Genomic DNA, 22,818 nt, shown 5'->3' with positions numbered 1-22,818 from the left:
TAGGCCGCCCTCTCTTTTTTCTCAACCGACGAAGAAGTCGCCCAGCGTGATGTTCGTGCCGGCCGCGACGGTGGCGAACAGTACTGCCGCGCCGGCGCCGTTGCCGTCGGCGTCATAGAACAGCTGGCCGGTGGCGGCGTTGTAGACCACGCGGTCGCTCGCGTCGGCCGCCGCCGCGCCGGCGCGGTAGGCCGCGGCGGCCAGCGCGCCGACCGGGCCGATGCCGGCGAACACCGCGTCGTCGAGCACGATGCGGTCGTCCGCGCTGACGAAGTCGGACAGGCGGTCTGCGTTGGCCGCGGCCGGGGCGGTGCTGAATCGGAAGGTGTCCAGGCCCGTGCCGCCGGTCAGCACGTCGAGCCCGGCCTTGCCGTCCAGCGTGTCGTTGCCGGCGCCACCGGCCAGCCGGTTCGCGCCGGTGTTGCCGGTCAGCCCGTTGGCGGCCGAGTTGCCGGTGCCGTTGATCGCCGCACTGCCGGTCAACGTCAGGTTTTCGAGCCGGGCCCCGAGCGTCCAGGCGACGCTGCTCTGGACCGTGTCGACATCGCTTACACCGCCCTCGTTGATGCGGTCGCCGGCGGCGTTCACGACATAGGTGTCGTTGCCCAGGCCGCCCACCAGCGTGTCGTTGCCGGTGCCGCCGTTAAGCACGTTGTTGCCCGCATTGCCGACCAGGAGGTTGGCCAGGCCATTGCCGGTGCCGCTGGTCGAGGCGGTGCCGGTCAGCGTCAGGCGCTCGAGGTTGGCGCCCAGTGTCCAGTTCACGGCGCTGCGCACTGTGTCGGCGGTGCTCCCCACGGTGCCTGTCTCGGTCACGATGTCGGTCGTGGCCGTGACGACGTAGGTGTCGTTGCCGTCGCCGCCGATCATCGTGTCGGCGCCCCCCGCCCCCTCGAGCCAGTCGTTGCCGGCCTGGCCGTTGAGCCAGTTGGCGCCGCCGTCGCCGATCACCGTGTCGTCGCCGAGGCTGGCATTGATGTTCTCGATGCTGACGAGCGTGTCGGTCTGCGTGCCGTCGGTCGCGTAGCCGGCGGCGCCCAGCACGAACAGGAAGCCGGCGTCGGCCGGGACGGTCCAGTAGTACGCCGTGTCGTTGCCGTCGCCGCCGTCGATCAGGTCGTTGCCCGCCTGGCCACCCAGCACGTCGTTGCCACCCAGGCCGGTCAGGGTGTCGTTGCCGGCGTTGCCGACGAAGATGTTGGCGGCGTTGTTGCCGGTCAGTCGGTCGTTGAACGAGCCGCCAATCAGGTTCTCGATACCGATGAAGACATCGATGCCATTGGCCGCGCTGCTGCCGCGGCTGGTGAGCAGGCTCGCGGTCACGCCGTCGGTCGAGTTGGTGTAGTCGGCGTAGTCGCCGTCGGTGCCGTCGGCACCGCCGTTGAGCGTGTCGTCGCCGGCCTGGCCTTCGAGGATGTCGTCGCCGCCGCGGCCTTCGAGCAGGTCGTTGCCGCCGCGTCCTGCGAAGTACTCACCTGTCGCCCCGCCGCGCAGCGTGTCGGCAAACAGGTCGGTGCCGATCGCGCCCTGCATGTTCAGCAGCGTGTCGGTCTCGCTGCCCATCACCGCCGTGCCGAGCTGCAGGTCCACCAGCACCGGACCGGCGGCCGCGTAGTCGTTGTAGCCGGCCAGGTCGCGGAAGTAGCTGTCGGTGGTGTTGCCGCCGCCATCCAGCGTGTCGTTGCCGACCTCGCCGCGCATGTAGTCGCCGCCGTTGCCGCCGCGGATGATGTCGTTGCCGGTCCCGCCGCCGAAGGCTTGGTTGCCGGTCCCGCCGATCATCGAGTCGTTGCCGTCGCCGCCGTAGAGCCAGCGGTCGTTGCCGTTACCGCTCTCGATGGTGTCGTTGCCGCCGTTGCCGAAGATCATGTTGAAGCCGGCATCGCCGACGATTCGGTCGGCGAAGTCGGTGCCGTTCACGTTCTCGACGCCGAGCAGCAGGTCGGTGAAGCCGCCGCCCGTGACCTCGCCCGTGCGCAGATCGGCGACGATGCCGCCCGCCTGTGCGGTGTAGAAGTAGTCGGCCCAGTCGTTGTCGCCCGCGCCGCCGTCGAGGGTGTCGTTGCCGTCGCCGCCGGTGATGTAGTCGTTGCCTTCGTTGCCGGCGATCAGGTCGTGGCCGGAGTCGCCGCGCAGCTGGTCGTCGCCTGCGCCGCCAACCAGCACGTCACCGCCCCCGCCGCCGGACAGCGAATCGTTGCCGTCCTGCCCGCGCAGCAGGTCGGCGCCGCCGTTGCCGTTCAGGCTGTCGTTGCCCAGCCAGCCGGCGAGCTGGTCGCTGCCCTGGCTGCCGAGCAAGGTGTCGTTCAGCACGCTGCCGATCACGGCCACGTACTCGATGCCCGACAAGGTGTCGGTGCCGCCCGTTCCGTCGGCCAGCGTCGCAACGGCACCGGGCAGCAGCGACCCCGCGTCGAACAGGATGCCGCTGACCGGGCCGGGCGCCAGCGTGTCGAAGCGGTAGTCCGCCGCGTCGTCGCCGGCGCCGCCGACGAGCGAGTCGCTGCCGGCGCCGCCGCGCAGCAGGTCATCGCCATCGCCGCCTTGCAGCGTGTCGTTGCTGGCCAGCCCGTCGAGCACGTCGTCGCCGGCCGTGCCGGCGAGCGAATCGTTCCCGCCGGTGCCCGGGATCAGGTCGAACGTACCGATGCCGGCGAGCGCGCCGGCGAACTTGCGCGGGGCCATCTCGGTCTCCTCCCCTGAGGTCTTGTTGATTCTGCACACTACTCCTCGGCAGACGACTCCGGCGACGCATGCGTACACTGCATTGCGGATGCCGGTATCCGGCGTCGATACCCTGACCGACATGTCTGCTGCCCCGAACCATCCGAACGCTCCGCTGCCCGGCTTCGACGCGCCCGCGGTCGGTTTCGAGCAGCCCTTCGAGATGCTCGAGGCCTGCCACGACCGTGTGCGGCGCAGCCTCGCGCTGCTCGGGCGCCTGGTCGAGCACATCGATGCACGCGGGCATGACGAACAGAGCCGCGGCGCGGCGCGCGACGTGCTGCGCTACTTCGACCTGGCGGCACCGCACCACCACGAGGACGAGGAGCGCCACGTCTTCCCGCGCCTGCTCGCCACCGGCGATGCGGGGCTGGCGGCCGACGTGCTGCGCCTGCGCGCCGACCACGAGCGCATGGGCGCGCTGTGGGGTGCGCTGCGCGGGGCGCTGCAGCGCTGGGCCGGGCCGGATGCGGCCGGCGCGATCGATGCCGCAACGCGGTCGGCGGTCGTGGACTTCCGTGCAGCCTACGACGGCCACATCGACCTCGAGGAAGGGCGTGTCTTTCCCGCGGCGCGTGCGCTCGTCGACGCGGATGCGCTGGCTGCCATGGGCACCGAGATGGCCGCCCGGCGCCGTGCCTGAGGCGACAATGCCCGCGTGGACAGCCCGCTGCATCGACCGCTGTGGCAACGCGCCGCCTGGGCCGGCGCGGGCGGGGTTGCCCTCGGCCTCGGTGTGGCCGGCATCTTCCTGCCGCTGCTGCCCACCACGCCGTTCGTGCTGCTGGCAGCCTTCTGCTTCTCGCGCGGCAGCGCGCGGGTCGAGCGCTGGCTGATCGAACACCCACGTTTCGGCCCGATGGTGCGCGACTGGCGCACCCGCCACGCGGTACCGCGCCGCGCGAAGCAACTCGCCACCGTGATGATGCTGGCCGGCAGTGCCTGGGCCTGGTGGGTGATGCCCGGCCCCTGGCGCTGGCTGCCGGCGCTGTGCTGTGCCGCGGTCGCCACCTGGCTGTGGCGACTGCCCGACGCCGATCCCCGATGAGCCACGACCACGCGCACCACGACCATGCCCATGGTCATCACGACCACGCGCATGACCACGCTCGAGACCATGGGCACGATCACGGGCAGGATCACCATGGTCACCACCACCACGCCCCGGCCAGCTTCGACCGGGCGTTCGCGATCGGCATCGCGCTGAACCTCGGGTTCGTGGCGGTCGAGGCCTACTACGGATGGCGGGTCGATTCGCTCGCGCTGCTGGCCGACGCGGGCCACAACCTGAGCGACGTGGCCGGCCTGGTGCTCGCCTGGGCCGGCGCGCTGGCCGGCCGGGTGCGGCCGGACCTGCGCCATACCTACGGCTTCAAGCGCGCCAGCATCCTGGCCGCGTTCGCCAACGCGCTGCTGCTGCTGGTGGCGATGGGCTCGCTCGCCTGGGAGGCCGTCGGCCGCTTGCAGGCGCCGCACGAGACGCACGGCGTCACGATCATCGTCGTCGCCGCGATCGGCATCGTGGTGAACGGCGCGACGGCCCTGCTGTTCCTGCGCGGCCAGGACGACCTGAACCTGCGCGGCGCCTACCTGCACATGGCCGGCGACGCGCTGGTCTCGGCCGGCGTGGTGGTGGCCGGCGCCCTGACGCTGTGGCTGGGCTGGACCTGGATCGACCCGGTGGCGAGCCTGCTGATCGCCGCGGTCATCGTGATCGGCACCTGGGGCCTGTTCCGCCAGTCGCTGCACCTGCTGTTCGACGGCGTGCCAGCGCACGTCGACCTGCGCGCGGTGCACGACTGCCTGCGCGCGCTGCCCGGCGTGACCGAGGTGCACGACTTGCATGTCTGGGCGATGGGCACCGCGGAGGTGGCGCTGACCGCGCATCTGGTGATGCCCGCCGGCCCCGCGGACGATGCCTTCCTGCGCAGCGCCGCCGACGAGCTGCACCGGCGCTTCCGCATCGGGCACGTGACGCTGCAATGCGTGCGCGCACCGGTCATGCAGGCCTGCGGCACTGTGGGTGGCGCGCGACAGGCTTGAACCGGCCCCCTCCTGGGGGGATGGCGGGGCGCCTGCGGCTGCGGATACTTCCGGAAACGATTCGAGGCGCCACCATGAACCGCTTCAGCCACGCACCGCAATCCGCCGTCGCCCTGCACCTCGCGCTGCCGCCGCAGCGCCGCCTGCGCGCGCCGTCGAAGCTGCCGACGCTGGCCGGGCCCGGCTGGTGGCAACGCCTGGTGGCCCTGTTCGAGCCGGCCGCGGCGCGCCTGCGCCGCGAGGCACGGGCCCAGCGCCGCAGCGCCCAGGTGCTGGCGCTGCCGAGCCGCTTCCGCTAGGCGCGCGTCAAACTGTCCACGGCGGCGGCGCGTCCGCCGCGATGCCGTAGCGCCCGATCGCCTCGGCCGCACCGGCATGGCCGAGCGCGTGCAGCGCGGCCAGCACCACCTGGAATCGGTCCACCTCGAAGAAGCGGCGCAGCGCGGCGCGGGTGTCGCTGCGGCCGAAGCCATCGGTGCCGAGTGCCGTCATGCGCGCCTCCAGGTAAGGCGCCACCGACAGCGGCCAGGCGCGCAGCCAGTCGCTCGCTGCCACCACCGGCGCGTGGCCGGGCAGGCAATGCGCCAGGTGCGCCACCCGCGGCGGCTGGCCCGGGTGCAGCCGGTTCCAGCGCTGCACCGCGCGTGCCTCGCGTTCGAGCTCGGCGTAGCTGGTGGCGCTCCAGACCTCGGCGTCCACGCCCCAGTCGGTGCGCAGCAGTTCGGCCGCCGCCAGCACCTCGCGCAGGATGGTGCCCGAGCCGAGCAGGCGCAGCGCCGGCGTGGCCGCTGCCTGCACGCGCCACAGGCCGCGCACCACGTCCGCGTGCGCCGCAGCGGGCAGCGAGGCCTGGGCCTGGTTCTCGTTGCCCACCGTCACGTAGTAGAAGACGTCGCGCTGCTGCTCGAGCATCTCGTGCATGCCGTGGGCCAGGATCACCGCCACCTCACCGGCGCTGGCCGGCTCGTAGACGCGGCAGTTCGGCACCGCGGCGGCGGCCAGCACGCTCGAGCCGTCCTGGTGCTGCAGGCCCTCGCCGCCGAGCGTCGTGCGCCCGGCGGTCGCGCCGAGCAGGAAGCCGCGCGCGCGCTGGTCGGCCGCGGCCCAGATCAGGTCGCCGACGCGCTGGAAGCCGAACATCGAGTAGTAGATGTAGAAGGGCAGCATGGCGACGCCGTGCACCGAGTAGCTCGTCGCGGCGGCCGTCCACGAGCTCAGCGCGCCGGCCTCGCTGATGCCCTCCTCGAGGATCTGGCCGTCCTGCGCCTCGCGGTAGCTGAGCACCGAGCCGATGTCCTCGGGCTCGTAGCGCTGGCCCACGTTGCTGTAGATGCCGACCTGCTTGAACAGGTTCGCCATGCCGAAGGTGCGTGCCTCGTCGGCCACGATGGGCACCAGGCGCGGGCCGAGCGCCGGGTCCTTCAGCAGCGCGCCGAGCATGCGCACCACGGCCATCGTGGTGCTCATCTCCTTGCCCTCGGCGTTCAGCGCGAAGCCGCCCCAGCCCTCCACCCCCGGTACCGGCACCGGCGCCGCCGCGCTGCGCCGCACCGGCACGAAGCCGCCGAGCGCGGCGCGGCGCTCGCGCAGGTAGCGCAGTTCGGGGGCGTCGTCGGCCGGCTTGAAGAAGGCGAGGCTCTTCGCCTGCTCGTCGGAGAGCGGCAGGTTGAAGCGGTTGCGGAAGGCGATCAGGTCCTCGTCGCCGAGCTTCTTCTGCTGGTGCGTGGTCATGCGGCCCTGACCGGCCTCGCCCATGCCGTAGCCCTTCTTGGTCTGCGCCAGCACCACCACCGGCCGGCCGGCGGTGCGCAGCGCCTCGGCGTAGGCGGCGTGGATCTTCACCAGGTCGTGCCCGCCGCGCTTCAGGCGGTCGATCTGCTCGTCGGTCAGGCCCTGCGCGAGCGCGGCGAGCGCCGGATCCTGGCCGAAGAAATGCTCGCGGTTGTAGCGCCCGTCCTTGGCCGCGAAGGTCTGGAACTGGCCGTCCACCGTGTTGGCGAAGGCGCGCAGCAGCGCACCGCCCGCATCGCGCGCGAACAGGCCGTCCCAGTCCGAGCCCCACACGAGCTTGATGACGCGCCAGCCGGCACCCGAGAACAGCGCCTCGAGCTCGTCGACGATGCGGCCGTTGCCGCGCACCGGGCCGTCGAGCCGCTGCAGGTTGCAGTTGACCACCCAGACCAGGTTGTCGAGTCCCTCGCGTGCCGCCAGCGTCAGCGCGCTCATGCTCTCGGGCTCGTCCATCTCGCCGTCGCCGAACACGCCCCAGACGCGCCGCCCCTGCGTGTCGAGCAGGCCGCGGTGCTGCAGGTAGCGCATGAAGCGCGCCTGGTAGATCGAGCTGATCGGACCGAGCCCCATCGAGCCGGTCGGGAACTGCCAGAACGTGGGCATCAGCCAGGGGTGCGGGTAGCTCGACAGCCCGGTGGCGCCCTGGGCCGCCGCGCTCAGCTCCTGGCGGTAGTGCGCCAGGTCGTTCTCCGACAGCCGCCCTTCGAGGTAGGCGCGTGCGTAGACCCCCGGCGCCGAATGCGGCTGGTAGAACACCAGGTCGCGCGCGTGGAAGAAGTGGTTGAAGCCGACCTCGAACAGGTCCGCCGCACTGGCGTAGCTGGCGATGTGGCCGCCCAGCTCGCCATGCGCCTGGTTGGCGCGTACCACCATCGCGAGCGCGTTCCAGCGCATGATCGACGCGAGCCGCTCCTCGATCGCAAGGTCGCCCGGGAAACGCCCCTGGCGCTCGACCGGGATGCTGTTGACGTAGGGCGTGCCGCGCGGCGGCTCCCAGCCGATGGCCGGCGTGCGCGCGAGCCGCGCCAGCTCGTCGAGCAGGAAGCGGGCGCGCGCCGGGCCCTCGTGGGCCAGCACCGCGGCGAAGGCGGCGCGCCACTCGGCCGTCTCCTGCGGGTCGGCATCGTGCGGGTGCAGGTGCGGCTGGATCGAATCGTCGCTCATCCGGGCTCCTCGGGCGATGCTTCACTGTAGGCGCGATGCCCCGGGATTTCTCGCCGTCCTGGCTGCTGTGGCGCCGCCTGGCGGCATAACATGCTGCCAGAACCACCGAAAGCGGCATGATGGAGCTGGACACGATCGACCTGCGCATCCTGCGCGAACTGCAGGAGGACGCCTCGCTGTCCAACGTGGAGCTGGCGCGCCGGGTGCATCTCTCGCCCTCGCCCTGCCTGGCGCGCGTGAAGGCGATGCGCGAGGCCGGGCTGATCCGCCGCAGCGTGGCGCTGCTGGACGCCAAGCAGCTCGGCCTGCACCTGAACGTGTTCATCTCGATCAGCCTGAAGCAGCAGAGCCGCGCCGCGCTCGAGGCCTTCGAGGCCAAGGTGTGCGCGCGCGACGAGGTGATGGAGTGCTACCTGATGACCGGCGACGCCGACTACCTGATCCGCGTCGCGGTGCCGGACATCGCCGCGCTGGAGCGCTTCATCCTCGAGCAGCTCTCGCCGATCAAGGAGGTGGAGAAGATCCGCTCGAGCTTCGCGCTCAAGCAGGTGCGCTACAAGACCGCGCTGCCGCTGGCGCTGCCGCCGGTGTCGGCTCGGCGCCGCCGCGCGACCCAGTAGGTGGCACCGTCGGGCCCGTAGCGTTCGGCGTGCGGTACGTTCGCGTCGAGCACGAAGGGGTCGCCGGTGCGCAGGTGCTGCGTGGCCTCGCCCACCGTCAGCCACATCTCGCCGCGCACGACCAGCGCGCGCACGCCGAAGTCATGCGTGTGGGTGTCGAGCACGGTGCCGGGCGCCCAGGTGCGCTCGATCACCTCGTCGAAGCCGTCGGCGCGGGCCGCGGCGGCGAAGCGGTCGAAGGTCGGTGGGGTCATGCCCGGTGCTCGAAGCGGGTGACCAGCTCGCCGGCCAGGGCCGCGGTCTCGATCAGCCCGGTGCCGTCGGCCACCTGCACGCCGTTGACCCACACGCCGTGCAGGCCGATGGCGTCGGTGTGCAGGCGCGGCGCGCCGCCGGGCAGGTCGAACACGCGGCGGGCGGCACTGCGGCCGACGCTGGCCGGGTCGAACAGCAGCAGGTCGGCCGCGTAGCCCTCGCGCAGCAGCCCGCGGCCGGGCAGGCCGAACAGCGCGGCGCTCTGGTGCGTCAGGCGCCGCACGGCCTCGGCCAGGCTCATCACGCCGCGCTCGCGCGCCCAGTGGCCCATCAGGTGCAGGCCGAAGCCGGCATCGTTGAAGAAGGTCAGGTGCGCACCCGCGTCGGACAGCGACACCACGCTGTGCGGATGCGTCAGCAGCCGGGCCACCGCCTCCTCGTCGCTGTTGAGCAGCTGCGCGGTGAAGATGGTCTGCAGGTCCTCGTCGAGCGCGAGATCGAGCATCAGGTCCAGCGGGTCCTTGCCGGCGCGCCGGGCCAGCTCGGCGATGCTCTTCTGCTCCAGCGCGCGGTGGCGCTCCTGCGCCACCTGCACCACCTGCACCTTGTCCCACTCGCCGTTGAAGAGGCGGAAGGTCGAGGGCTGCGCCAGCTCGGCGCGCACGCGCTGGCGGAACAGCGGGTCGGCCAGCACCGCCTCGAGCGCCGCGCCCTCCTTGCCAAGCGCCGCCTGCCAGCTGGCCAGGCCCTCGACGGGGTAGGGCGAGGCGAGCGTGTACTCCATCGTCAGCGGGCAGCACGACACCTGGCCGAGCAGGCGCCGGCCGCGTTCGTTCGCGGCGCTGATCGCGTCGAGGTCGGCGAACACCGCGCCGGGGTTGGTGCCGTTGTGCAGCAGCGCGGCGATCATCACCGGCCGTCCCGAGCGCGCGCTCATCTGCTCGAGCAGCGCCACCGGCATCTGCGCGCCCTTGGTGACCATGTAGACGCCGCGCCGGCCGCCGGCGCCCATCGCCTCGATGAGCGCCAGGTGCTCGGCGTCGGCGGCCAGTCGCGAGGGCATCGGCGCGCCGCCGGCACCGTTGTGCGCCGGGCTGGTGGAGCTCGCCAGGCCGACCGCGCCGGCGCGCATCGCCTCGTCCACCAGTGCGGCCATTGCCGCGATCTCCGTCGGCGTGGCCTCGCGCCGGTTGGCGTCGGCGCCCATCACCCAGGTGCGCAGCGACGAGTGGCCGACGTAGGCCGCCAGGTTGACCGCGCTGCCGCGCCGGCGCAGGAAGGCCAGGTACTCGGCGAAGGTCTCGAACGCCCAGACGATGCCGCGCTGCAGCACCTCGAAGGACATGCCCTCCACCTGCGTCAGGTTGCGCATCGTCTGCTCGCGGTCGGCCGGGCGGCAGGGCGCGATCGTGAAGCCGCAGTTGCCGATCACCGCCGTGGTGACGCCGAGCGCCGGCGAGGGCCGCACGAACGGATCCCAGGTGAGCTGGGCATCGAAGTGGGTGTGGCTGTCGACGATGCCGGGCATCAGCGCCAGGCCATCGGCATCGACCACGCGCTGCGCGTCGACGGACAGGTCGGCACCGATCGCGCGGATGCGGCCGGAGCGCACCGCCAGGTCGGCGCGGCGTGGTTCGGCGCCGCTGCCGTCGTACAGCATCGCGCCGCGGATCAGCAGGTCGTCCATCGTGACTCGGTCCCGATCAGGCGGCGCGGCGCTGCGGCGCGAACAGGTCTTCCATCGCACGCCGGGTGCGGTAGGCGTGCGTGGTGGTGTCCATCGCGACGTCGGCCCAGCTCAGGCTCTGGCCCTTCTTCACCGGCCGCACCACCTTGACGCCATGCGCCAGGCCGAGCGGCAGGCCGCCCATCGCGACCGAGGTCGTCGCCGGCAGCAGCTTGCCCCACACCGTGTAGCCACCTTCGCCGTCGAGCAGCTCGCCGGGCTGCAGGTCGCGCTTGGCGGTGGCCACCACGTCGGCGTTCCAGCCGGTGGCCACGCCGGTGGGCTCGCCGCGCAGCGCGACGCTGGCCACCGACACGCCGACCTCCAGCCCGATCAGGTGCCAGCGCTTGTAGAGCGTGAAGTAGCGCCCGCTCGGGTCGGTGTGGGCGTTGTACTCCTCGAAGCAGTTCTTGATGTAGTCCGTCTCCGCCTCGACCGTGACCCACACGCCCATGCGGATGTCGTAGGGGATCCTGCGCCCGTCGGGCTCGAGCGAGGAGATCACCTCGACCATGCCCTTCTTCTCGAGCACGCCGCCTTCGCTCCGCGGCCGGGTCACGTAGGGGATGTCTTCCACGCTCGCCGGCGGGTAGAGCAGGCCGTTGCCCGGCACCGCCAGGCCGGTGGCGTTGGAGACCGCCGTCGATTCGATCGAGGGCTTGGAGCCGTCGAGGAAGCTGTTGAACATCTTCGGGTTCAGCCCGCCGCGCCGCGCCTGCTCGGGCGTCAGGCCGTAGTGGCCCCACACCGTCTCGGGCGTCGACTCGCAGAAGTGCGGCAGCCACTTGTGGCCGCGCCCGGCCGCGACGACCGGAAAGCCGCAGGTGCGCGCCCAGTCGACCAGGTCGCAGATCAGCGCCGGCTGGTCGCCGAAGGCGAGCGAGTACACCACGCCGGCCTCGGCCGCCTTCTTCGCCAGCAGCGGGCCGCAGAAGGCGTCCGCCTCGACGGTCACGTTGACGACGTGCTTGCCCTGCGCGAAGGCCTCCAGGCAGTGGTCCACCGCCGCGATCGGGTGGCCCGTGCATTCGACGATCACGTCGATCGCCGGATGCTGCGCGAGCACGCGCCAGTCGTCGCCGAGGTGGGTCGTGCCGTTCTTCAGCGCCTCGTCGAGCGAAGCGGCCTGGGCGCGCTGCGGCTCCCAGCCGACCCGTTCGAGGTTGGCGCGTGCCGCGGCCGGCGCGAGATCGGCGATGCCGGCCAGGTGCACACCCGGCGTGCGCGGCACCTGGGCAAGGTACATCGAGCCGAACTTGCCGGCACCGATCAGGCCGATGCGGATCGGCTTGCCTTCGGCCTGGCGCTTCAAGAGCCTGGCGTGGAGATTCATGCGGCCACCTCGTGCCGGTCGATCGGTTCGAGGGAAGTCACCAATGCACTGCCCGGCATGCCGTTCTTCCACGGCAGCTCGACCGGGTAGTCCTTCAGCAGGCAGTCGTCGGGCAGGCACTCGATCGGGTCGAACACGCGGTGCGCGATGTACTCCGGCCGCTTGAAGCGGCGAATGTGGTTGCTGACCGCGCACAGCGACAGGTAGACGCTGACGCGGTTCCAGGGCGAGAGGTTGCTGCTCGACGCGTGCACCAGGCAGGAGTGGAACAGGATCATCGAGCCGGCCGGGCCCTGGGGCGAGACGATGCCCCCCTGCTTGCCGCCGGCACGCTCGACGAGCTGCGCGATGAGCGCATGGTCGACCGTCCAGAGCGGGTAGCTGGTGGTGGTCAGGTCGTGCTTCGCGTCGACCACGCCCTTGCGGTGGCTGCCCGGGATGAACATCAGCGGGCCGTTGAACGGGTTCACGTCGTCCAGGAAGATCGCGACGTTCATCGCGCGCTCGGTGGGCATCAGGTCGTCGTTGCGCCAGGTGCCGTAGTCCTGGTGCCACTGCCAGACGTCGCCCTCGAAGGCCATCTTGCCGTTGATCTTGAACTGGTGCATGTACAGCTTCTCGCCGAACAGGTCCTCGACCGGCTGCACCATGCGCGGATGCCGCGCCAGCCGTGCGAACGGCTCGCTGTACAGGTGCGCGGCGAAGTTCGTGCGCACCGCGTCGCTGCCCTTCTCGCGCACGTTGTAGGCCTCGCGGCGGGCATACAGGTCCGGCACCGCGTCGGTCAGCCTCCTGGTCTCCTCGGGGCTGAACAGGCCGGGGAAGAACAGGTAGCCGTCGCGCTCGAACTGCGCGATCTGCTCGGGGGTCAGTCTCATCGTCTCTCTCCAGAGGCAAGCGGCACGTCCGCAAGGCGGCGCACCAGGTGGTCGGCGGCATGCCGGCAGTGCGCGCGCATCAGCTGCTCGGCCCGCTCCGCATCGCCGGCGGCGATCGCGGCGGCGATCGCCTCGTGCTCGTCCCACACGGTTTCGCGCAGCGTCGAGCGCTGCAGCGTCGCGCCCATCGCGCGGCGCGCGTGGCTCCAGTGCAGCTGGGCGCTGCGCTCGATCAGCGGGTTGCCCGCAGCGGCGTAGATGGCGCGGTGGAAGGCGTGGTCGGCGTCGATCATCGCGGCCACGCTGCGGCCCGCGGCGGCCTTGCGACCGCGTTCGATCAGCTTCGTGTCCAGCGCCGCGCCGCGCTCGGCCGCCAGCCGCGCGGCCAGCGCGTCGAGTGCGCCGCGCACCTGGTACACCTGCTCCAGCGAGGCCGCGTCGAGCGCCGCCACCTGCAGGCCGCGGCCGGGCGCGTCCTCCAGCAGCCCGTCCTGCTTGAGCAGGCGCAGCGCCTGCAGCACGGGCTGGCGCGAGACGGCGAAGCGCTGCGCCAGCTCCTCCTGCACGATGCGTTCGCCCGGCGCCAGCAGGCCGGCGCTGATCGCGTCATGCAGCGAGCGGTAGACCTGGTCGACCAGATCGGGCGCGGTCTCGAGCTTGAGCAGGCGGGGCGGCATCGTCGGGCTTCGTACTCTGTATACAGAGTACATCGGCGCGGCGCCGCCGGCAGCGGGGTTTGTCCGGGGTCAGGCCGCGCTCGCCGGGGCGAACGAGGCGGCCAGGAAGTCGACGAAGGCGCGCACCCGCGCCGAGAGCTGGTGGCGCTGCGGGTAGACGGCGTAGAGGTCCGCATCGGGCGTCGTGTACTGCGGCAGCACCTGCACCAGCCGGCCGCTCTTCAGGTAGCGCCCGATGTCCCACTCGGCGCGCATCAGGATGCCGTGGCCGTCCAGCGCCCACTGCACCGCGATGCCGCCGTCGTTGGTGGTCAGGTTGCCGCGCACCTTGACGACCTGGCTGGCCGCGCTGCGGCCGCGCCCGCTCGCCAGCCGCCAGGTGCCGTGGGCTTCCTCGCCCTGGCGGATGCCGATGCAGTTGTGCCGCGCCAGGTCGTGCGGCACCTTGGGCACGCCGTGCCGCGCCAGGTAGGCGGGCGCGGCGCACAGCAGGCGGCGGTTCGGCGCCAGGTTGCGTGCGATGACACGCGTGTCCGGCGGAGCGCCGAAGCGGATGCAGACGTCGAACAGGTCTTCGGTCAGCGCCGGCGGGTTGACCGAGAGCTGCAGCTGCACCTCCACCGACGGGTGCCGGCGCACGAAGGCCGAGATCAGCGGCGCGACGTGGCTGCGCCCGAAGCCGAGCGTCGCGTTGACGCGCAGCAGCCCCTGCGGCATCGCCCGGGACACGCCGAGCTGCTGGCCCAGATCGTCGATGCTGGCCAGGATGCGGCGCGCCTGCTCGAGGTACAGCTCGCCCTCGGGCGTGAGGCTCATGCGGCGCGTCGTGCGGTTCACCAGCGCGACGCCGAGCCGCGCCTCCATCTGCGCCAGGTGCTTGCTGACCGCCGGTGTCGAGATGCCGAGTTCGCGCCCGGCCGCGCTCAGGCTGCCGGCGCGTGCCAGCACCGAGAAGAAGCCGAGGTCGGCCGGCTGGACGGCCGCCGCCGAGGTCGCGGAGGGCATGGTCGATTGTTAGCCACAGGTTAACGACGCCTTCACTGTAGGCCCGCTGCGGGGGGGGGTCCAGTTCCTACAGTCTCCTCACCGCTTCATCCCTCAGGAGACAACCCGTGAAGACCTATTCGATCGCCACCATCCCCGGCGACGGCATCGGCAAGGAAGTCGTGCCCGCCGGCCAGCAGGTGCTCGAGGCACTGGCCTCGACCAGCAGCTTCCGCTTCGAGTTCGAGAACTTCGGCTGGGGCGGCGACTGGTTCCGCGCCCACGGCGAGATGATGCCGGCCGACGGCCTGGAGGCGCTGAAGGGCAAGGACGCGATCCTGTTCGGCTCGGCCGGCGACCCGCACATTCCCGACCACATCACGCTGTGGGGCCTGCGCCTGAAGATCTGCCAGGGCTTCGACCAGTACGCCAACGTGCGGCCGACGCGCATCCTGCCCGGCATCGACGCGCCGCTGAAGCGCTGCAGGCCGGAGGACCTGAACTGGGTCATCGTGCGCGAGAACTCGGAAGGTGAGTACTCGGGCGTCGGCGGGCGCGTGCACCAGGGCCACCCGATCGAGGCCGCCACCGACGTGACGATGATGACGCGCGCCGGCGTCGAGCGCATCCTGCGCTACGCCTTCAGGCTGGCGCAGAGCCGGCCGCGCAAGCAGCTCACCGTCGTCACCAAGAGCAACGCACAGCGCCACGCGATGGTGATGTGGGACCAGATCGCCGGCGAGGTGGCGCGCGAGTACCCGGACGTGCGCTGGGACAAGGAACTGGTCGACGCGATGACCGCGCGCATGGTTAACAAGCCGGCCACGCTGGACACCATCGTCGCGACCAACCTGCATGCCGACATCCTGTCCGACCTGGCCGCCGCGCTGGCCGGCAGCTTGGGGCTGGCGCCGACGGGCAACATCGACCCGGAGCGCCGCTACCCGTCGATGTTCGAGCCGATCCACGGGTCCGCCTTCGACATCATGGGACAGGGCCTCGCGAATCCGGTGGGCACCTTCTGGTCGGTCGTCATGCTGCTCGAGCACCTCGGCGAGGCCGAGGCCGCGCAGCGCGTGATGCAGGCGATCGAGCAGGTGACGGCCAACCCGGCGCTTCACACGCGCGACCTGGGGGGCACGGCGAAGACTGCCGACGTCACCAACGCGGTCTGCGGACTGCTCAAGGCGCAAGCTCAGCGCAAGGCGGCCTGAGCATGAAGCACAAGCTTCAAGCCCTGGCGCTCGCTGCCGCCACGTTCAGCACCGCGAGCGCCTTCGCGCAGGCCTGGCCGAACAAGCCGATCAGCCTCGTCGTGCCCTTCCCGGCCGGCGGCACCACCGACGTGCTGGCCCGTGCCCTGGCCGACAAGCTGCAGCACGGCCTCGGCCAGCCGGTGATCGTCGAGAGCAAGCCGGGTGCCGGCGCGACGCTGGGTGCCGACCACGTGGCGAAGGCCAAGCCCGACGGCCACACGCTGCTGGTCGGCGCGGTGCACCACACCATCGCCTCGAGCGTCTACAAGAAGCTGCCCTACGACTTCCAGAAGGACTTCGCGCCGGTCACCACCATCGCGCTGGTGCCCAACGTGCTGACGGTCAACGCCGGCAACCCGGCGAAGACGGTGGCCGAACTGGTTGCGCAGGCGAAGGCGCAGCCGGGCCGGCTGAACTACGGCAGCAACGGCAACGGCACCGCGCAGCACCTGATCGGCACGCAGTTCGAGAACCTGACCGGCACCGAGATCGCGCACATCCCCTACAAGGGCAGCGGCCCGCTGGTGACCGACCTGCTCGGCAACCAGGTGACGATGTCCTTCGACACCGTGACGCCGGTGCTGCAGCACATCCGAAGCGGCAAGCTGCGCGCACTCGCCGTCACCACCGGCAAACGCGCGGCGGCGCTGCCCGAGGTGCCGACGCTCGAGGAGGCCGGCGTCAAGGGCATCGACATCGGCACCTGGTTCGGCGTGCTCGCGCCGGCGGCCACGCCGAAGGAGATCGTCGCCAAGCTGAACGCCGAGATGGTGAAGGTCATCCAGTCGGCCGAGTTCAGGAAGCGCATGGACGAGATCGGCGCCGAGCCGATCGGCAGCAGCAGCGAGCAGATGGCCGCGCAGATCAGGAGCGAGACCGACAAGTTCGCCAAGCTGGTCAAGGACGCGAAGGTGACGATCGACTGACGCGCCAGCGGCGCGCTGCGTCACGCGCGGCGCCGTGCCGCCTGGGCCTGCAGCGCCGCGCCGAAGCGCGCCGCGTCCCAGCCCTCGCCCAGGGCGCGGCGCATCAGCGCGGCCGGGGCGGGCGGCGCCAGGCCGTCGCGTGGCGGATCGGTGTCGAGGTTGGTCGGGAAGGCGTAGCCCTCGGCGCAGGCGGCGACCGCGGCGTCGGCCCGCGCGGCGTCGAGCCGGCCGTCCGCGAGCAGCCGGCGCAGCACCGGGTAGACGGCGAGGCTCAGCGACGTGCGGTCCACGCTCTCCATCGCCCGGCCCATGGCCGAGGACACCTGCAGCAGGTTCGCCATGCGCCGCACGTCCGGCGTGCGGTTGTGGCCGGCCGCATGCAACAGCGCCGGGTTGAAGAACACCGCGTCGCCCCGGCGCAGCGGCAACTGCACGTGGTGCGCGTCGAAGTAGTCGCGGAAGACGGGCAGGCCGCAGGCGAGGTAGCCCGGCGCGTAGCGCTGCGAGCCGGGCAGGTAGAGCGTCGGCCCGGTCTCCGCCGGCATGTCCACGTGCGCCACCGCGCCCTGCAGCGTCAGCGCCGGCGAGAGCGCATGCACATGGGCCGGAAAGGCCTCGGCCTGGGCCGCCGTCATGAATCCGAGGTGGTAGTCGCGGTGCGGCGACTGGGCCGCGCCGCCCGGATTGACCACGTTGACCTGCGCCGTCATCTGCCAGCCCGGTCCGAGCCAGGCCTCGCAGACAGCGGCCAGCAGCGGGTTGCCGTAGTAGCGCACGAAGCCCTCGGGGTCGCGCAGGCCGTGTTTCTGCAGTGCGTTCCAGATCCGGTCGTTCGCGCCGGCGGCGGCAAAGTGGTCGGCCGCCGCCGCGCCGGCGGCGTGCTGCTCGGCAATGAGCGCGCGGAACAGCGCGCTGGCCGCATCGAGCGCCGCGAGGTCATCGACCAGGCGCTCGATGACGACGATGCCGGCGCCATGCATCAGCACCGCCGCCCACTCGGCCATCAGCGCCTCGCGGTCGTGGGCGAGTGCGGCGCGAAGCGCGTCGCCGTCGTACACCGGCACGCCCTGGCTCACCCGCACCGCCCGTTCGGCCGCCGGGCCGGGCTGCGCCAGCACGGCCATGAAGTCTTCGAGCCGGCAGTCCGCGGCGCGCCAGCCGAAATGCGGCATGCTCAGACCGCCTCGACCTGCCCGCTCTTCAGCGAGCGCGTGATGGCCGCACCGATGCGCGTGGCCTCGGTCGCGTCGGCCAGGGTCAAGGGTGCGATGCCGCTGCGGCAGGCCTCGACGAAGGCGCCCATCTCGCGCTGGAAGGCCTCGCCGAAGCGCTCGAAGAAGTCCGCCACCGGGCGGTGCCGCACGCCCTGCGCGTCGCGCGTGACGACGCGGTCGCGCTGCGCGCCGATGCCCACGCTCAGCATGCCGGCAGTGCCGATCACCTCGGTGGTCGTCTCGTGCCCGTGCGCCATCGTGCGGCTGGCGTAGAACACCGCACGAGCGCCGCCCTCGAACTCGACGATGGCCAGGCCGTTGTCCACGTCGCCGCACTCGGCCAGCCCCGGGTGCAGCGCGATGGTGCCGCTGGCGAACGCGCGCGTGGCGCGCGGGTTGCCGAGCATCCAGCGCGCGAGGTCGATGTCGTGCACGCTGCAGTCCATGAAGATCCCGCCGGAGGCGGGCGCGTAGCGCACGAAGAACCCCTCGGGGTCGTTCAGGTCGCAGGTCTGCGAGCGCACCAGGAAGGGCCGGCCGATCGCGCCGGCGTCGACGTCCGCCTTGGCCTGCGCGTAGCTCGGGTCGAAGCGCCGCACGAAGCCGACCATCGCGATGCGGTCCGGGTGGCGTGCGGCCACGGCCTGCACCTGCTCGCAGTCGGCCAGCTCGAGCGAGAGCGGCTTTTCGACGAACACATGCTTGCCGGCCTCGAGCGCCGCGACCGTCTGGCGCGCGTGCAGCGTGGTCGGCGTGACCAGCACGACGGCATCGAGCGCCGGGTCGGCGACGAAGGCCTCGAAGGATTCGTGCAGCGTGGTGACCCCGAGCGCCTCGCGCGCCCAGTGGAGCTCGGCCGCCACCGGGCTGCAGGCGGCGACCAGCTGCGCCCCGGGCGTGAAGCGCGCGAGCTGTTCGGCATGCCGCTTGCCGAGCCGGCCCAGGCCGGCGATGCCGACCTTCAGCGTCACAGCGTCACCACCTTGCCGCTCTCGAGCGACTGCGCCGCCGCGTCGGCCAGCTTCTGCGCCGCGACGCCGTCCTCGATGGTCGTGCGGAAGGGCTGGCCGGTCTGCAGGCACTCGAAGAAGTGCGTCACCTCCAGGCGGTAGGCCTCGCGGTAGCGCTGCAGGAAGAAGTGCTCCGGCTTGTCGGCGCGCACGCCGTGCGCATCCGACTGCACCACCTCGCTGGGCCGGTGGTTGCCGCACTGGAGCATGCCGGCCGAGCCCAGCACCTCGAAGCGCTGGTCGTAGCCGTAGGCGGCGCGCCGGCTGGTGTTGATCTGGGCGAGCCGGCCGCGCCGAGTGCGGATCGTCACCACGCTGCAGTCGATGTCCGGCACCTTGGCGATCTCCGGGTCGATCAGCACCGAGCCGGTGGCGTACAGCGTCGCGGCTTCGTCGCCGTCGCCGCACAGGATCCAGCGGAAGATGTCGAAGTCGTGGATCAGCATGTCGCGGAAGATGCCGCCCGAGCCCTTGAGGTAATGCGCCGGCGGCGCGCCCGGGTCGCGGCTGGTGACGACCAGCATCTCCGGTGCGCCGATCTCGCCGCGCGCCAGGCGCTCCTTCGCTTCGTTGAAGGTCGGGTCGAAGCGGCGCTGGAAGCCGATCATGCAGGCGATGCCCGCGTCCTTGACGGCCCGGGCGCAGGCCTCGGCGCGCGGCACCGAGAGGTCGATCGGCTTCTCGCAGAAGATGTGCTTCTTCGCGGCGGCCGCGCGGGCGATCAGGTCGCTGTGGGTGTCGGTGGGCGAGCCGACCGCCACCACGTCGACCTGCGGGTCGGCGAACACCTGCTCGGGCGTGGCGACCTGAGCGCCGAGCTGTGCGGCCAGCTGGGCCGCCGCGTCGCCGACGGGATCGCAGACGTACTTCAGGCTCACGCCGGGCAGCGCGGCGATGTTGCTGCCATGAATGCGGCCGATGCGGCCGGCGCCGAACAGCGCCACATGTCTCATGTCTTCTCCTCGGGGGGGTGGGCGGCTGCGGACTGGTCTTCCAGTTCGAGCCGGTAGGCCAGGGCGATGAACAGGCTCTGGGCCAGGGCCATCGCGTTGGTCAGGGCGCGGAAGCCGAAGGTGCTGCTTTCCTGCACCAGCAGCGCGGCGTCGGCATCGGCGGCCAGCGGGCTCATGCGGCTGTCGGTGATGGCGATCAGCGGCGCACCGCGCTCGGCGGCCACCTGCGCGGCGCGCACCGTCTCCTCGGCGTAGGGGGCGAAGCTCACCGCGATCATCACGTCGTGCTCGCGCAGCGCGCGCAGCTGGCCGTCCTGCATCGCGCCGACGCCGGTGAGCAGCTGCACCGGCTTGTCGGTGTGCTGCAGCGCGTAGCCGAGGTAGGCCGCCACCGGGAACGAACGCCGTGCCCCGGCCACCCACACCGCCGGGGCGTGCGCCAGCAGCTCCACGGCGTCGCCGAGCGTGGAGCCGTGCAGGTCGCGCTGCAGCTCCTGCATGCCGGCGATTGCGCCGCCGATGAATTCGTAGGCGATGTCGGCGCTGGACAGCCGTCCCTCGGCCTGCGACATCACCTCGCGGATGCGGGCCTGGTAGTTGCGCGCCGGCGCGATCTGGCGCGACAGGCCGTCGCGGAACACCTTCTGCAGCTCGCTGTAGCCCGAGAAGCCGAAGTGCTTGGCAAAGCGCACCACGGCCGAGGGGTGCACGCCGCAGCGCTGCGCCACGTCCTGGATCTTCTCCAGGCCGAGGTGGTCGCGGTGCTGCTCCACATGCCGGGCGATCAGCTTGAGCTGGCGGCTCAGCCCGCCGAACTCGGCGCCGATGCGCGCCAGCAGCGCATCGACGGCAGGGGTGGGAGGGGCGCGCCGGTCCATGCCGGAATGGTAGTGCGGGACCTGGAAAAACGGAAAAAACTTTCTAAGTGTTTACACGAGCGGAAAATCAGTTCCGCGCCACCTAGACTTGGCTTCGCTCCCACCCATGACAACCTAGGAGGCATCGATGACCCAGTTCACCCGCCGCCACGCGGCCCTCGGCACCCTGGCGCTCGCCGCATTGCTGGCCACCGGCGCGGCACAGGCCGCCGGCAAGTACGTGCTGATCAGCCACGCGCCGGATTCCGACTCGTGGTGGAACACGATCAAGAACGCCGTCAAGCAGGCCGGCGAGGATTACGGCGTCACCGTCGACTACCGCAACCCGCCCAACGGCGACCTGGCCGACATGGCGCGCCTGATCGAGCAGGCCGCCGCGCAGGGCTACGACGGCGTGATCACGACCATCGCCGACTTCAACGTGCTGCAGGGCGCCTTGAAGAAGGTGACCGACAAGAAGATCCCGCTCATCACGATCAACTCCGGCACGCCGGAGCAGAGCGAGAAACTCGGCGCGATCATGCACGTCGGCCAGCCCGAGTTCGCGGCCGGCAAGGGCGCCGGCGAGCGCGCCAAGGCGGCGGGCGTCAAGAGCTTCCTGTGCGTCAACCACTACGCGACGAACCCGGCCTCGTTCGAGCGCTGCCGCGGCTTCGCCGAGGCGATCGGCGCGGACTTCAAGAAGAGCACCGTCGACGCCGGTGACGACCCGACCGGCATCGAGTCCAAGGTCTCGGCCTACCTGCGCCAGAACGCCGGCACCCAGGCCGTGCTGACGCTCGGCCCCACCTCCGCGCACCCGACGCTCAAGGCGCTGGAGAAGTCGGGCCAGAAGGGCAAGCTGTGGTTCGCCACCTTCGACCTGTCCGACGAGATCGGCCGCGGCATCAAGGACGGTGCGATCCAGTTCGGCATCGACCAGCAGCCCTACCTGCAGGGCTACATCCCGGTGGCGGTGATGGCCACGATGAAGGAGATGAAGTCCGCCGACCTGAAGAAGGTGGCCGACGCGGTGAAGGCCAACGCCAAGACCAAGGCGCGCTTCGACGAGTACGGCCTCGCGCCGGCCTATGGCGCGCGCCACATCGGCTCGGGCCCGGGCTTCGTCACCAAGGAGACGCTGCCCAAGGTCGAGAAGTACGCGGGCCAGTACCGCTGAGTTCCCGGCGGGCCGGGCTCCCCGCCCCGGCCCGGCCGGTCGTCCTCCCACTGCCTCGCCGGAGTCCCGCCGATGAGTGCCACGCTGCCCCAATCCCACCCCCCGACCGTGACTCCCGCCCCCGACGAGCGGCTGCGCCGCATCAGCCCGCTGCGCAAGCTGCTCGCGCGGCCCGAGTTCGGCGCGCTGTCCGGCGCCATCCTGGTGTTCGTGCTGTTCGGCTTCGGCGCCGGCGGCTCGGGCATGTTCAGCGCCGAGGGCGTGATCAACTGGGGCACGGTGGCCGCCTTCCTCGGCATCCTGGCCGTCGGTGCCGCGCTGCTGATGATCGCCGGCGAGTTCGACCTGTCGATCGGCTCGATGATCGGCTTCGCCGGCATGATGCTGGCCATTCCCGCGCTCTACTGGGGCTGGCCGGTGTGGCTGTCGGTGCTGTTCGCCTTCGGCTGCGCCATGGCGCTGGGCTGGGTGAACGGCTGGCTGGTCGTCAAGACCGGGCTGCCGAGCTTCATCGTCACGCTGGCCTTCTACTTCGTGCTGCGCGGCCTGAGCCTCGCGCTGTCGGTCATCCTGACCGGCAAGACCATCCTCTCGACCAACGGCGACGCGGTGCTGCGCGACCTGATCGTCGCCGACCCGGTCGTGCAGGCGCTGTTCCACGGCCATGTGCTGACCGGGCTGTTCGACGCGCTGGCCGGCGCCGGCTGGATGGCCGCGCGCGACGACGGCCGTGCGCTCGCCATCGGCGTGCCCAAGGTGATCGTCTGGTGGTTCGCACTGACCGCGGCGGGCGCCTTCGTGCTGGCACGCACCCGCGTGGGCAACTGGATCCTCGCGGTCGGCGGCGATCCGGTAGCGGCCAAGAACGTCGGCATCCCGGTGGCCCGGGTCAAGGTGGCGCTGTTCGTGCTGATGGCCTTCTGCGCCACGCTGTTCGCCGTGCTGCAGGTGGCCGACGCCGGCTCCGCCGCGGCCGACCGCGGCCTGCAGAAGGAGTTCGAGGCCATCATCGCCGCGGTGATCGGCGGCTGCCTGCTGACCGGCGGCTACGGTTCGGTGGTCGGTGCCGCGCTCGGCGCGCTCATCTTCGGCGTGGTGCAGATCGGCATCGGCTACACCAGCATCGACAACAACTGGTACCGCGTGTTCCTCGGCGGCATGCTGCTCGCGGCCGTGCTGTTCAACAACTACATCCGCCGGCGCGTCGCGCTGGGCCGGGTGTGAAGG

At 71.5% G+C, this 22,818-nt stretch carries 21 protein-coding genes; 9 read left to right on the top strand and 12 right to left on the bottom strand.

Annotation, left to right across the window (positions count from 1 at the left end; translation table 11 throughout):
• Positions 1-21 precede the first annotated feature (21 nt).
• Entirely contained in the window at positions 22-2,685 is a 2,664-nt protein-coding gene (locus tag D9C15_RS17880) for a beta strand repeat-containing protein (protein ID WP_164886764.1), read from the bottom strand.
• A 121-nt stretch (positions 2,686-2,806) separates the two neighbouring features.
• Between D9C15_RS17880 and D9C15_RS17875 the strand changes: the two genes are divergently transcribed.
• From D9C15_RS17875 to D9C15_RS17860, 4 genes are all read left to right on the top strand, one after another.
• A complete protein-coding gene (locus D9C15_RS17875) occupies positions 2,807-3,367 on the top strand; it encodes a hemerythrin domain-containing protein (protein ID WP_127999735.1) in 561 nt (186 codons plus the stop codon).
• A 15-nt stretch (positions 3,368-3,382) separates the two neighbouring features.
• A complete protein-coding gene (locus D9C15_RS17870; RefSeq protein WP_127999733.1) occupies positions 3,383-3,772 on the top strand; it encodes a YbaN family protein in 390 nt (129 codons plus the stop codon).
• Complete coding sequence (locus tag D9C15_RS17865; RefSeq protein WP_127999731.1) at positions 3,769-4,767, top strand: cation diffusion facilitator family transporter; 999 nt, start codon at positions 3,769-3,771, stop codon at positions 4,765-4,767. The genes D9C15_RS17870 and D9C15_RS17865 overlap by 4 nt, the downstream gene beginning before the upstream one ends.
• A gap of 74 nt (positions 4,768-4,841) precedes the next feature.
• Positions 4,842-5,066, top strand: a complete 225-nt coding sequence (locus D9C15_RS17860) for a hypothetical protein (protein ID WP_127999729.1) — start codon at positions 4,842-4,844, stop codon at positions 5,064-5,066.
• Positions 5,067-5,073: 7 nt separating this feature from the next.
• On the opposite strand, the gene mdeB is transcribed toward D9C15_RS17860, so the two are convergent.
• Positions 5,074-7,722, bottom strand: a complete 2,649-nt coding sequence (gene mdeB, locus D9C15_RS17855; protein ID WP_127999727.1) for an alpha-ketoglutarate dehydrogenase — start codon at positions 7,720-7,722, stop codon at positions 5,074-5,076.
• 119 nt (positions 7,723-7,841) lie between these two features.
• On the opposite strand from mdeB, the gene D9C15_RS17850 reads away from it, so the two are divergent.
• A complete protein-coding gene (locus D9C15_RS17850; protein ID WP_128000121.1) occupies positions 7,842-8,342 on the top strand; it encodes an Lrp/AsnC family transcriptional regulator in 501 nt (166 codons plus the stop codon).
• On the opposite strand, the gene D9C15_RS17845 is transcribed toward D9C15_RS17850, so the two are convergent.
• From D9C15_RS17845 to D9C15_RS17820, 6 genes are all read right to left on the bottom strand, one after another.
• Positions 8,276-8,596 carry a cupin domain-containing protein gene (locus D9C15_RS17845; protein WP_127999725.1) on the bottom strand — a complete coding sequence of 107 codons (321 nt, stop codon included), beginning with the start codon at positions 8,594-8,596 and terminating at the stop codon, positions 8,276-8,278. The two genes, D9C15_RS17850 and D9C15_RS17845, sit on opposite strands and share 67 nt — an antisense overlap.
• On the bottom strand, positions 8,593-10,284 hold the full coding sequence (locus D9C15_RS17840) for an N-acyl-D-amino-acid deacylase family protein (protein WP_127999723.1): 1,692 nt from the start codon (positions 10,282-10,284) through the stop codon (positions 8,593-8,595). Before D9C15_RS17840 ends, D9C15_RS17845 begins: the two co-directional genes overlap by 4 nt.
• A gap of 16 nt (positions 10,285-10,300) precedes the next feature.
• On the bottom strand, positions 10,301-11,656 hold the full coding sequence (locus tag D9C15_RS17835) for an NAD(P)H-dependent oxidoreductase (RefSeq protein WP_127999721.1): 1,356 nt from the start codon (positions 11,654-11,656) through the stop codon (positions 10,301-10,303).
• Positions 11,653-12,534, bottom strand: a complete 882-nt coding sequence (locus D9C15_RS17830; protein ID WP_127999719.1) for a phytanoyl-CoA dioxygenase family protein — start codon at positions 12,532-12,534, stop codon at positions 11,653-11,655. Before D9C15_RS17830 ends, D9C15_RS17835 begins: the two co-directional genes overlap by 4 nt.
• Positions 12,531-13,211: a GntR family transcriptional regulator gene (locus D9C15_RS17825; RefSeq protein WP_127999717.1), complete on the bottom strand. Its 681-nt coding sequence runs from the start codon at positions 13,209-13,211 to the stop codon at positions 12,531-12,533. Before D9C15_RS17825 ends, D9C15_RS17830 begins: the two co-directional genes overlap by 4 nt.
• A 69-nt stretch (positions 13,212-13,280) precedes the next feature.
• Complete coding sequence (locus D9C15_RS17820; RefSeq protein WP_127999715.1) at positions 13,281-14,216, bottom strand: LysR family transcriptional regulator; 936 nt, start codon at positions 14,214-14,216, stop codon at positions 13,281-13,283.
• A 107-nt stretch (positions 14,217-14,323) separates the two neighbouring features.
• Between D9C15_RS17820 and D9C15_RS17815 the strand changes: the two genes are divergently transcribed.
• Together D9C15_RS17815 and D9C15_RS17810 are read left to right on the top strand one after the other, a co-directional pair.
• A complete protein-coding gene (locus D9C15_RS17815) occupies positions 14,324-15,409 on the top strand; it encodes a tartrate dehydrogenase (RefSeq protein WP_127999713.1) in 1,086 nt (361 codons plus the stop codon).
• Between the two features lie 2 nt (positions 15,410-15,411).
• Positions 15,412-16,377, top strand: coding sequence for a Bug family tripartite tricarboxylate transporter substrate binding protein (locus tag D9C15_RS17810; RefSeq protein WP_127999711.1), 966 nt, complete (start codon positions 15,412-15,414; stop codon positions 16,375-16,377).
• 20 nt (positions 16,378-16,397) lie between these two features.
• Here the strand turns inward: D9C15_RS17810 and D9C15_RS17805 are convergent, their stop codons facing one another.
• Genes D9C15_RS17805 through D9C15_RS17790 form a run of 4 tightly spaced genes read right to left on the bottom strand, consistent with a single transcriptional unit; the run spans position 16,398 to position 20,432 of the window.
• Positions 16,398-17,549 carry a phytanoyl-CoA dioxygenase family protein gene (locus D9C15_RS17805; RefSeq protein ID WP_127999710.1) on the bottom strand — a complete coding sequence of 384 codons (1,152 nt, stop codon included), beginning with the start codon at positions 17,547-17,549 and terminating at the stop codon, positions 16,398-16,400.
• A 2-nt stretch (positions 17,550-17,551) separates the two neighbouring features.
• On the bottom strand, positions 17,552-18,562 hold the full coding sequence (locus D9C15_RS17800) for a Gfo/Idh/MocA family oxidoreductase (protein ID WP_127999708.1): 1,011 nt from the start codon (positions 18,560-18,562) through the stop codon (positions 17,552-17,554).
• Positions 18,559-19,554, bottom strand: a complete 996-nt coding sequence (iolG, locus tag D9C15_RS17795) for an inositol 2-dehydrogenase (RefSeq protein ID WP_127999706.1) — start codon at positions 19,552-19,554, stop codon at positions 18,559-18,561. Before iolG ends, D9C15_RS17800 begins: the two co-directional genes overlap by 4 nt.
• A complete protein-coding gene (locus D9C15_RS17790; protein WP_127999704.1) occupies positions 19,551-20,432 on the bottom strand; it encodes a MurR/RpiR family transcriptional regulator in 882 nt (293 codons plus the stop codon). Before D9C15_RS17790 ends, iolG begins: the two co-directional genes overlap by 4 nt.
• Before the next feature lie 127 nt (positions 20,433-20,559).
• Between D9C15_RS17790 and D9C15_RS17785 the strand changes: the two genes are divergently transcribed.
• Positions 20,560-21,591 (top strand): sugar ABC transporter substrate-binding protein, encoded by a 1,032-nt coding sequence (locus D9C15_RS17785; RefSeq protein WP_127999702.1) that lies wholly within the window; start codon positions 20,560-20,562, stop codon positions 21,589-21,591.
• 72 nt (positions 21,592-21,663) lie between these two features.
• The gene (locus D9C15_RS17780) at positions 21,664-22,815 is read left to right on the top strand and encodes an ABC transporter permease (RefSeq protein WP_127999700.1); all 1,152 of its coding nucleotides are present in this window, start codon (positions 21,664-21,666) and stop codon (positions 22,813-22,815) included.
• Positions 22,816-22,818 lie beyond the last annotated feature (3 nt).

Origin of the sequence: Piscinibacter defluvii, assembly GCF_004011805.1 — a bacterium.
GTDB lineage: Bacteria > Pseudomonadota > Gammaproteobacteria > Burkholderiales > Burkholderiaceae_C > Piscinibacter > Piscinibacter defluvii.
This window is presented reverse-complemented; position numbering and strand designations above follow the sequence as displayed.

Coding starts and splice junctions, on each gene's coding strand:
- D9C15_RS17820 (WP_127999715.1), bottom strand. CDS start 14,216: ATGCCCTCCGCGACCTCGGCGGCGGCCGTCCAGCCGGCCGACCTCGGC.
- iolG (WP_127999706.1), bottom strand. CDS start 19,554: ATGAGACATGTGGCGCTGTTCGGCGCCGGCCGCATCGGCCGCATTCAT.
- D9C15_RS17825 (WP_127999717.1), bottom strand. CDS start 13,211: ATGCCGCCCCGCCTGCTCAAGCTCGAGACCGCGCCCGATCTGGTCGAC.
- D9C15_RS17860 (WP_127999729.1), top strand. CDS start 4,842: ATGAACCGCTTCAGCCACGCACCGCAATCCGCCGTCGCCCTGCACCTC.
- D9C15_RS17790 (WP_127999704.1), bottom strand. CDS start 20,432: ATGGACCGGCGCGCCCCTCCCACCCCTGCCGTCGATGCGCTGCTGGCG.
- D9C15_RS17875 (WP_127999735.1), top strand. CDS start 2,807: ATGTCTGCTGCCCCGAACCATCCGAACGCTCCGCTGCCCGGCTTCGAC.
- D9C15_RS17880 (WP_164886764.1), bottom strand. CDS start 2,685: ATGGCCCCGCGCAAGTTCGCCGGCGCGCTCGCCGGCATCGGTACGTTC.
- D9C15_RS17840 (WP_127999723.1), bottom strand. CDS start 10,284: ATGGACGACCTGCTGATCCGCGGCGCGATGCTGTACGACGGCAGCGGC.
- D9C15_RS17850 (WP_128000121.1), top strand. CDS start 7,842: ATGGAGCTGGACACGATCGACCTGCGCATCCTGCGCGAACTGCAGGAG.
- mdeB (WP_127999727.1), bottom strand. CDS start 7,722: ATGAGCGACGATTCGATCCAGCCGCACCTGCACCCGCACGATGCCGAC.
- D9C15_RS17835 (WP_127999721.1), bottom strand. CDS start 11,656: ATGAATCTCCACGCCAGGCTCTTGAAGCGCCAGGCCGAAGGCAAGCCG.
- D9C15_RS17805 (WP_127999710.1), bottom strand. CDS start 17,549: ATGCCGCATTTCGGCTGGCGCGCCGCGGACTGCCGGCTCGAAGACTTC.
- D9C15_RS17830 (WP_127999719.1), bottom strand. CDS start 12,534: ATGAGACTGACCCCCGAGCAGATCGCGCAGTTCGAGCGCGACGGCTAC.
- D9C15_RS17845 (WP_127999725.1), bottom strand. CDS start 8,596: ATGACCCCACCGACCTTCGACCGCTTCGCCGCCGCGGCCCGCGCCGAC.
- D9C15_RS17785 (WP_127999702.1), top strand. CDS start 20,560: ATGACCCAGTTCACCCGCCGCCACGCGGCCCTCGGCACCCTGGCGCTC.
- D9C15_RS17810 (WP_127999711.1), top strand. CDS start 15,412: ATGAAGCACAAGCTTCAAGCCCTGGCGCTCGCTGCCGCCACGTTCAGC.
- D9C15_RS17865 (WP_127999731.1), top strand. CDS start 3,769: ATGAGCCACGACCACGCGCACCACGACCATGCCCATGGTCATCACGAC.
- D9C15_RS17780 (WP_127999700.1), top strand. CDS start 21,664: ATGAGTGCCACGCTGCCCCAATCCCACCCCCCGACCGTGACTCCCGCC.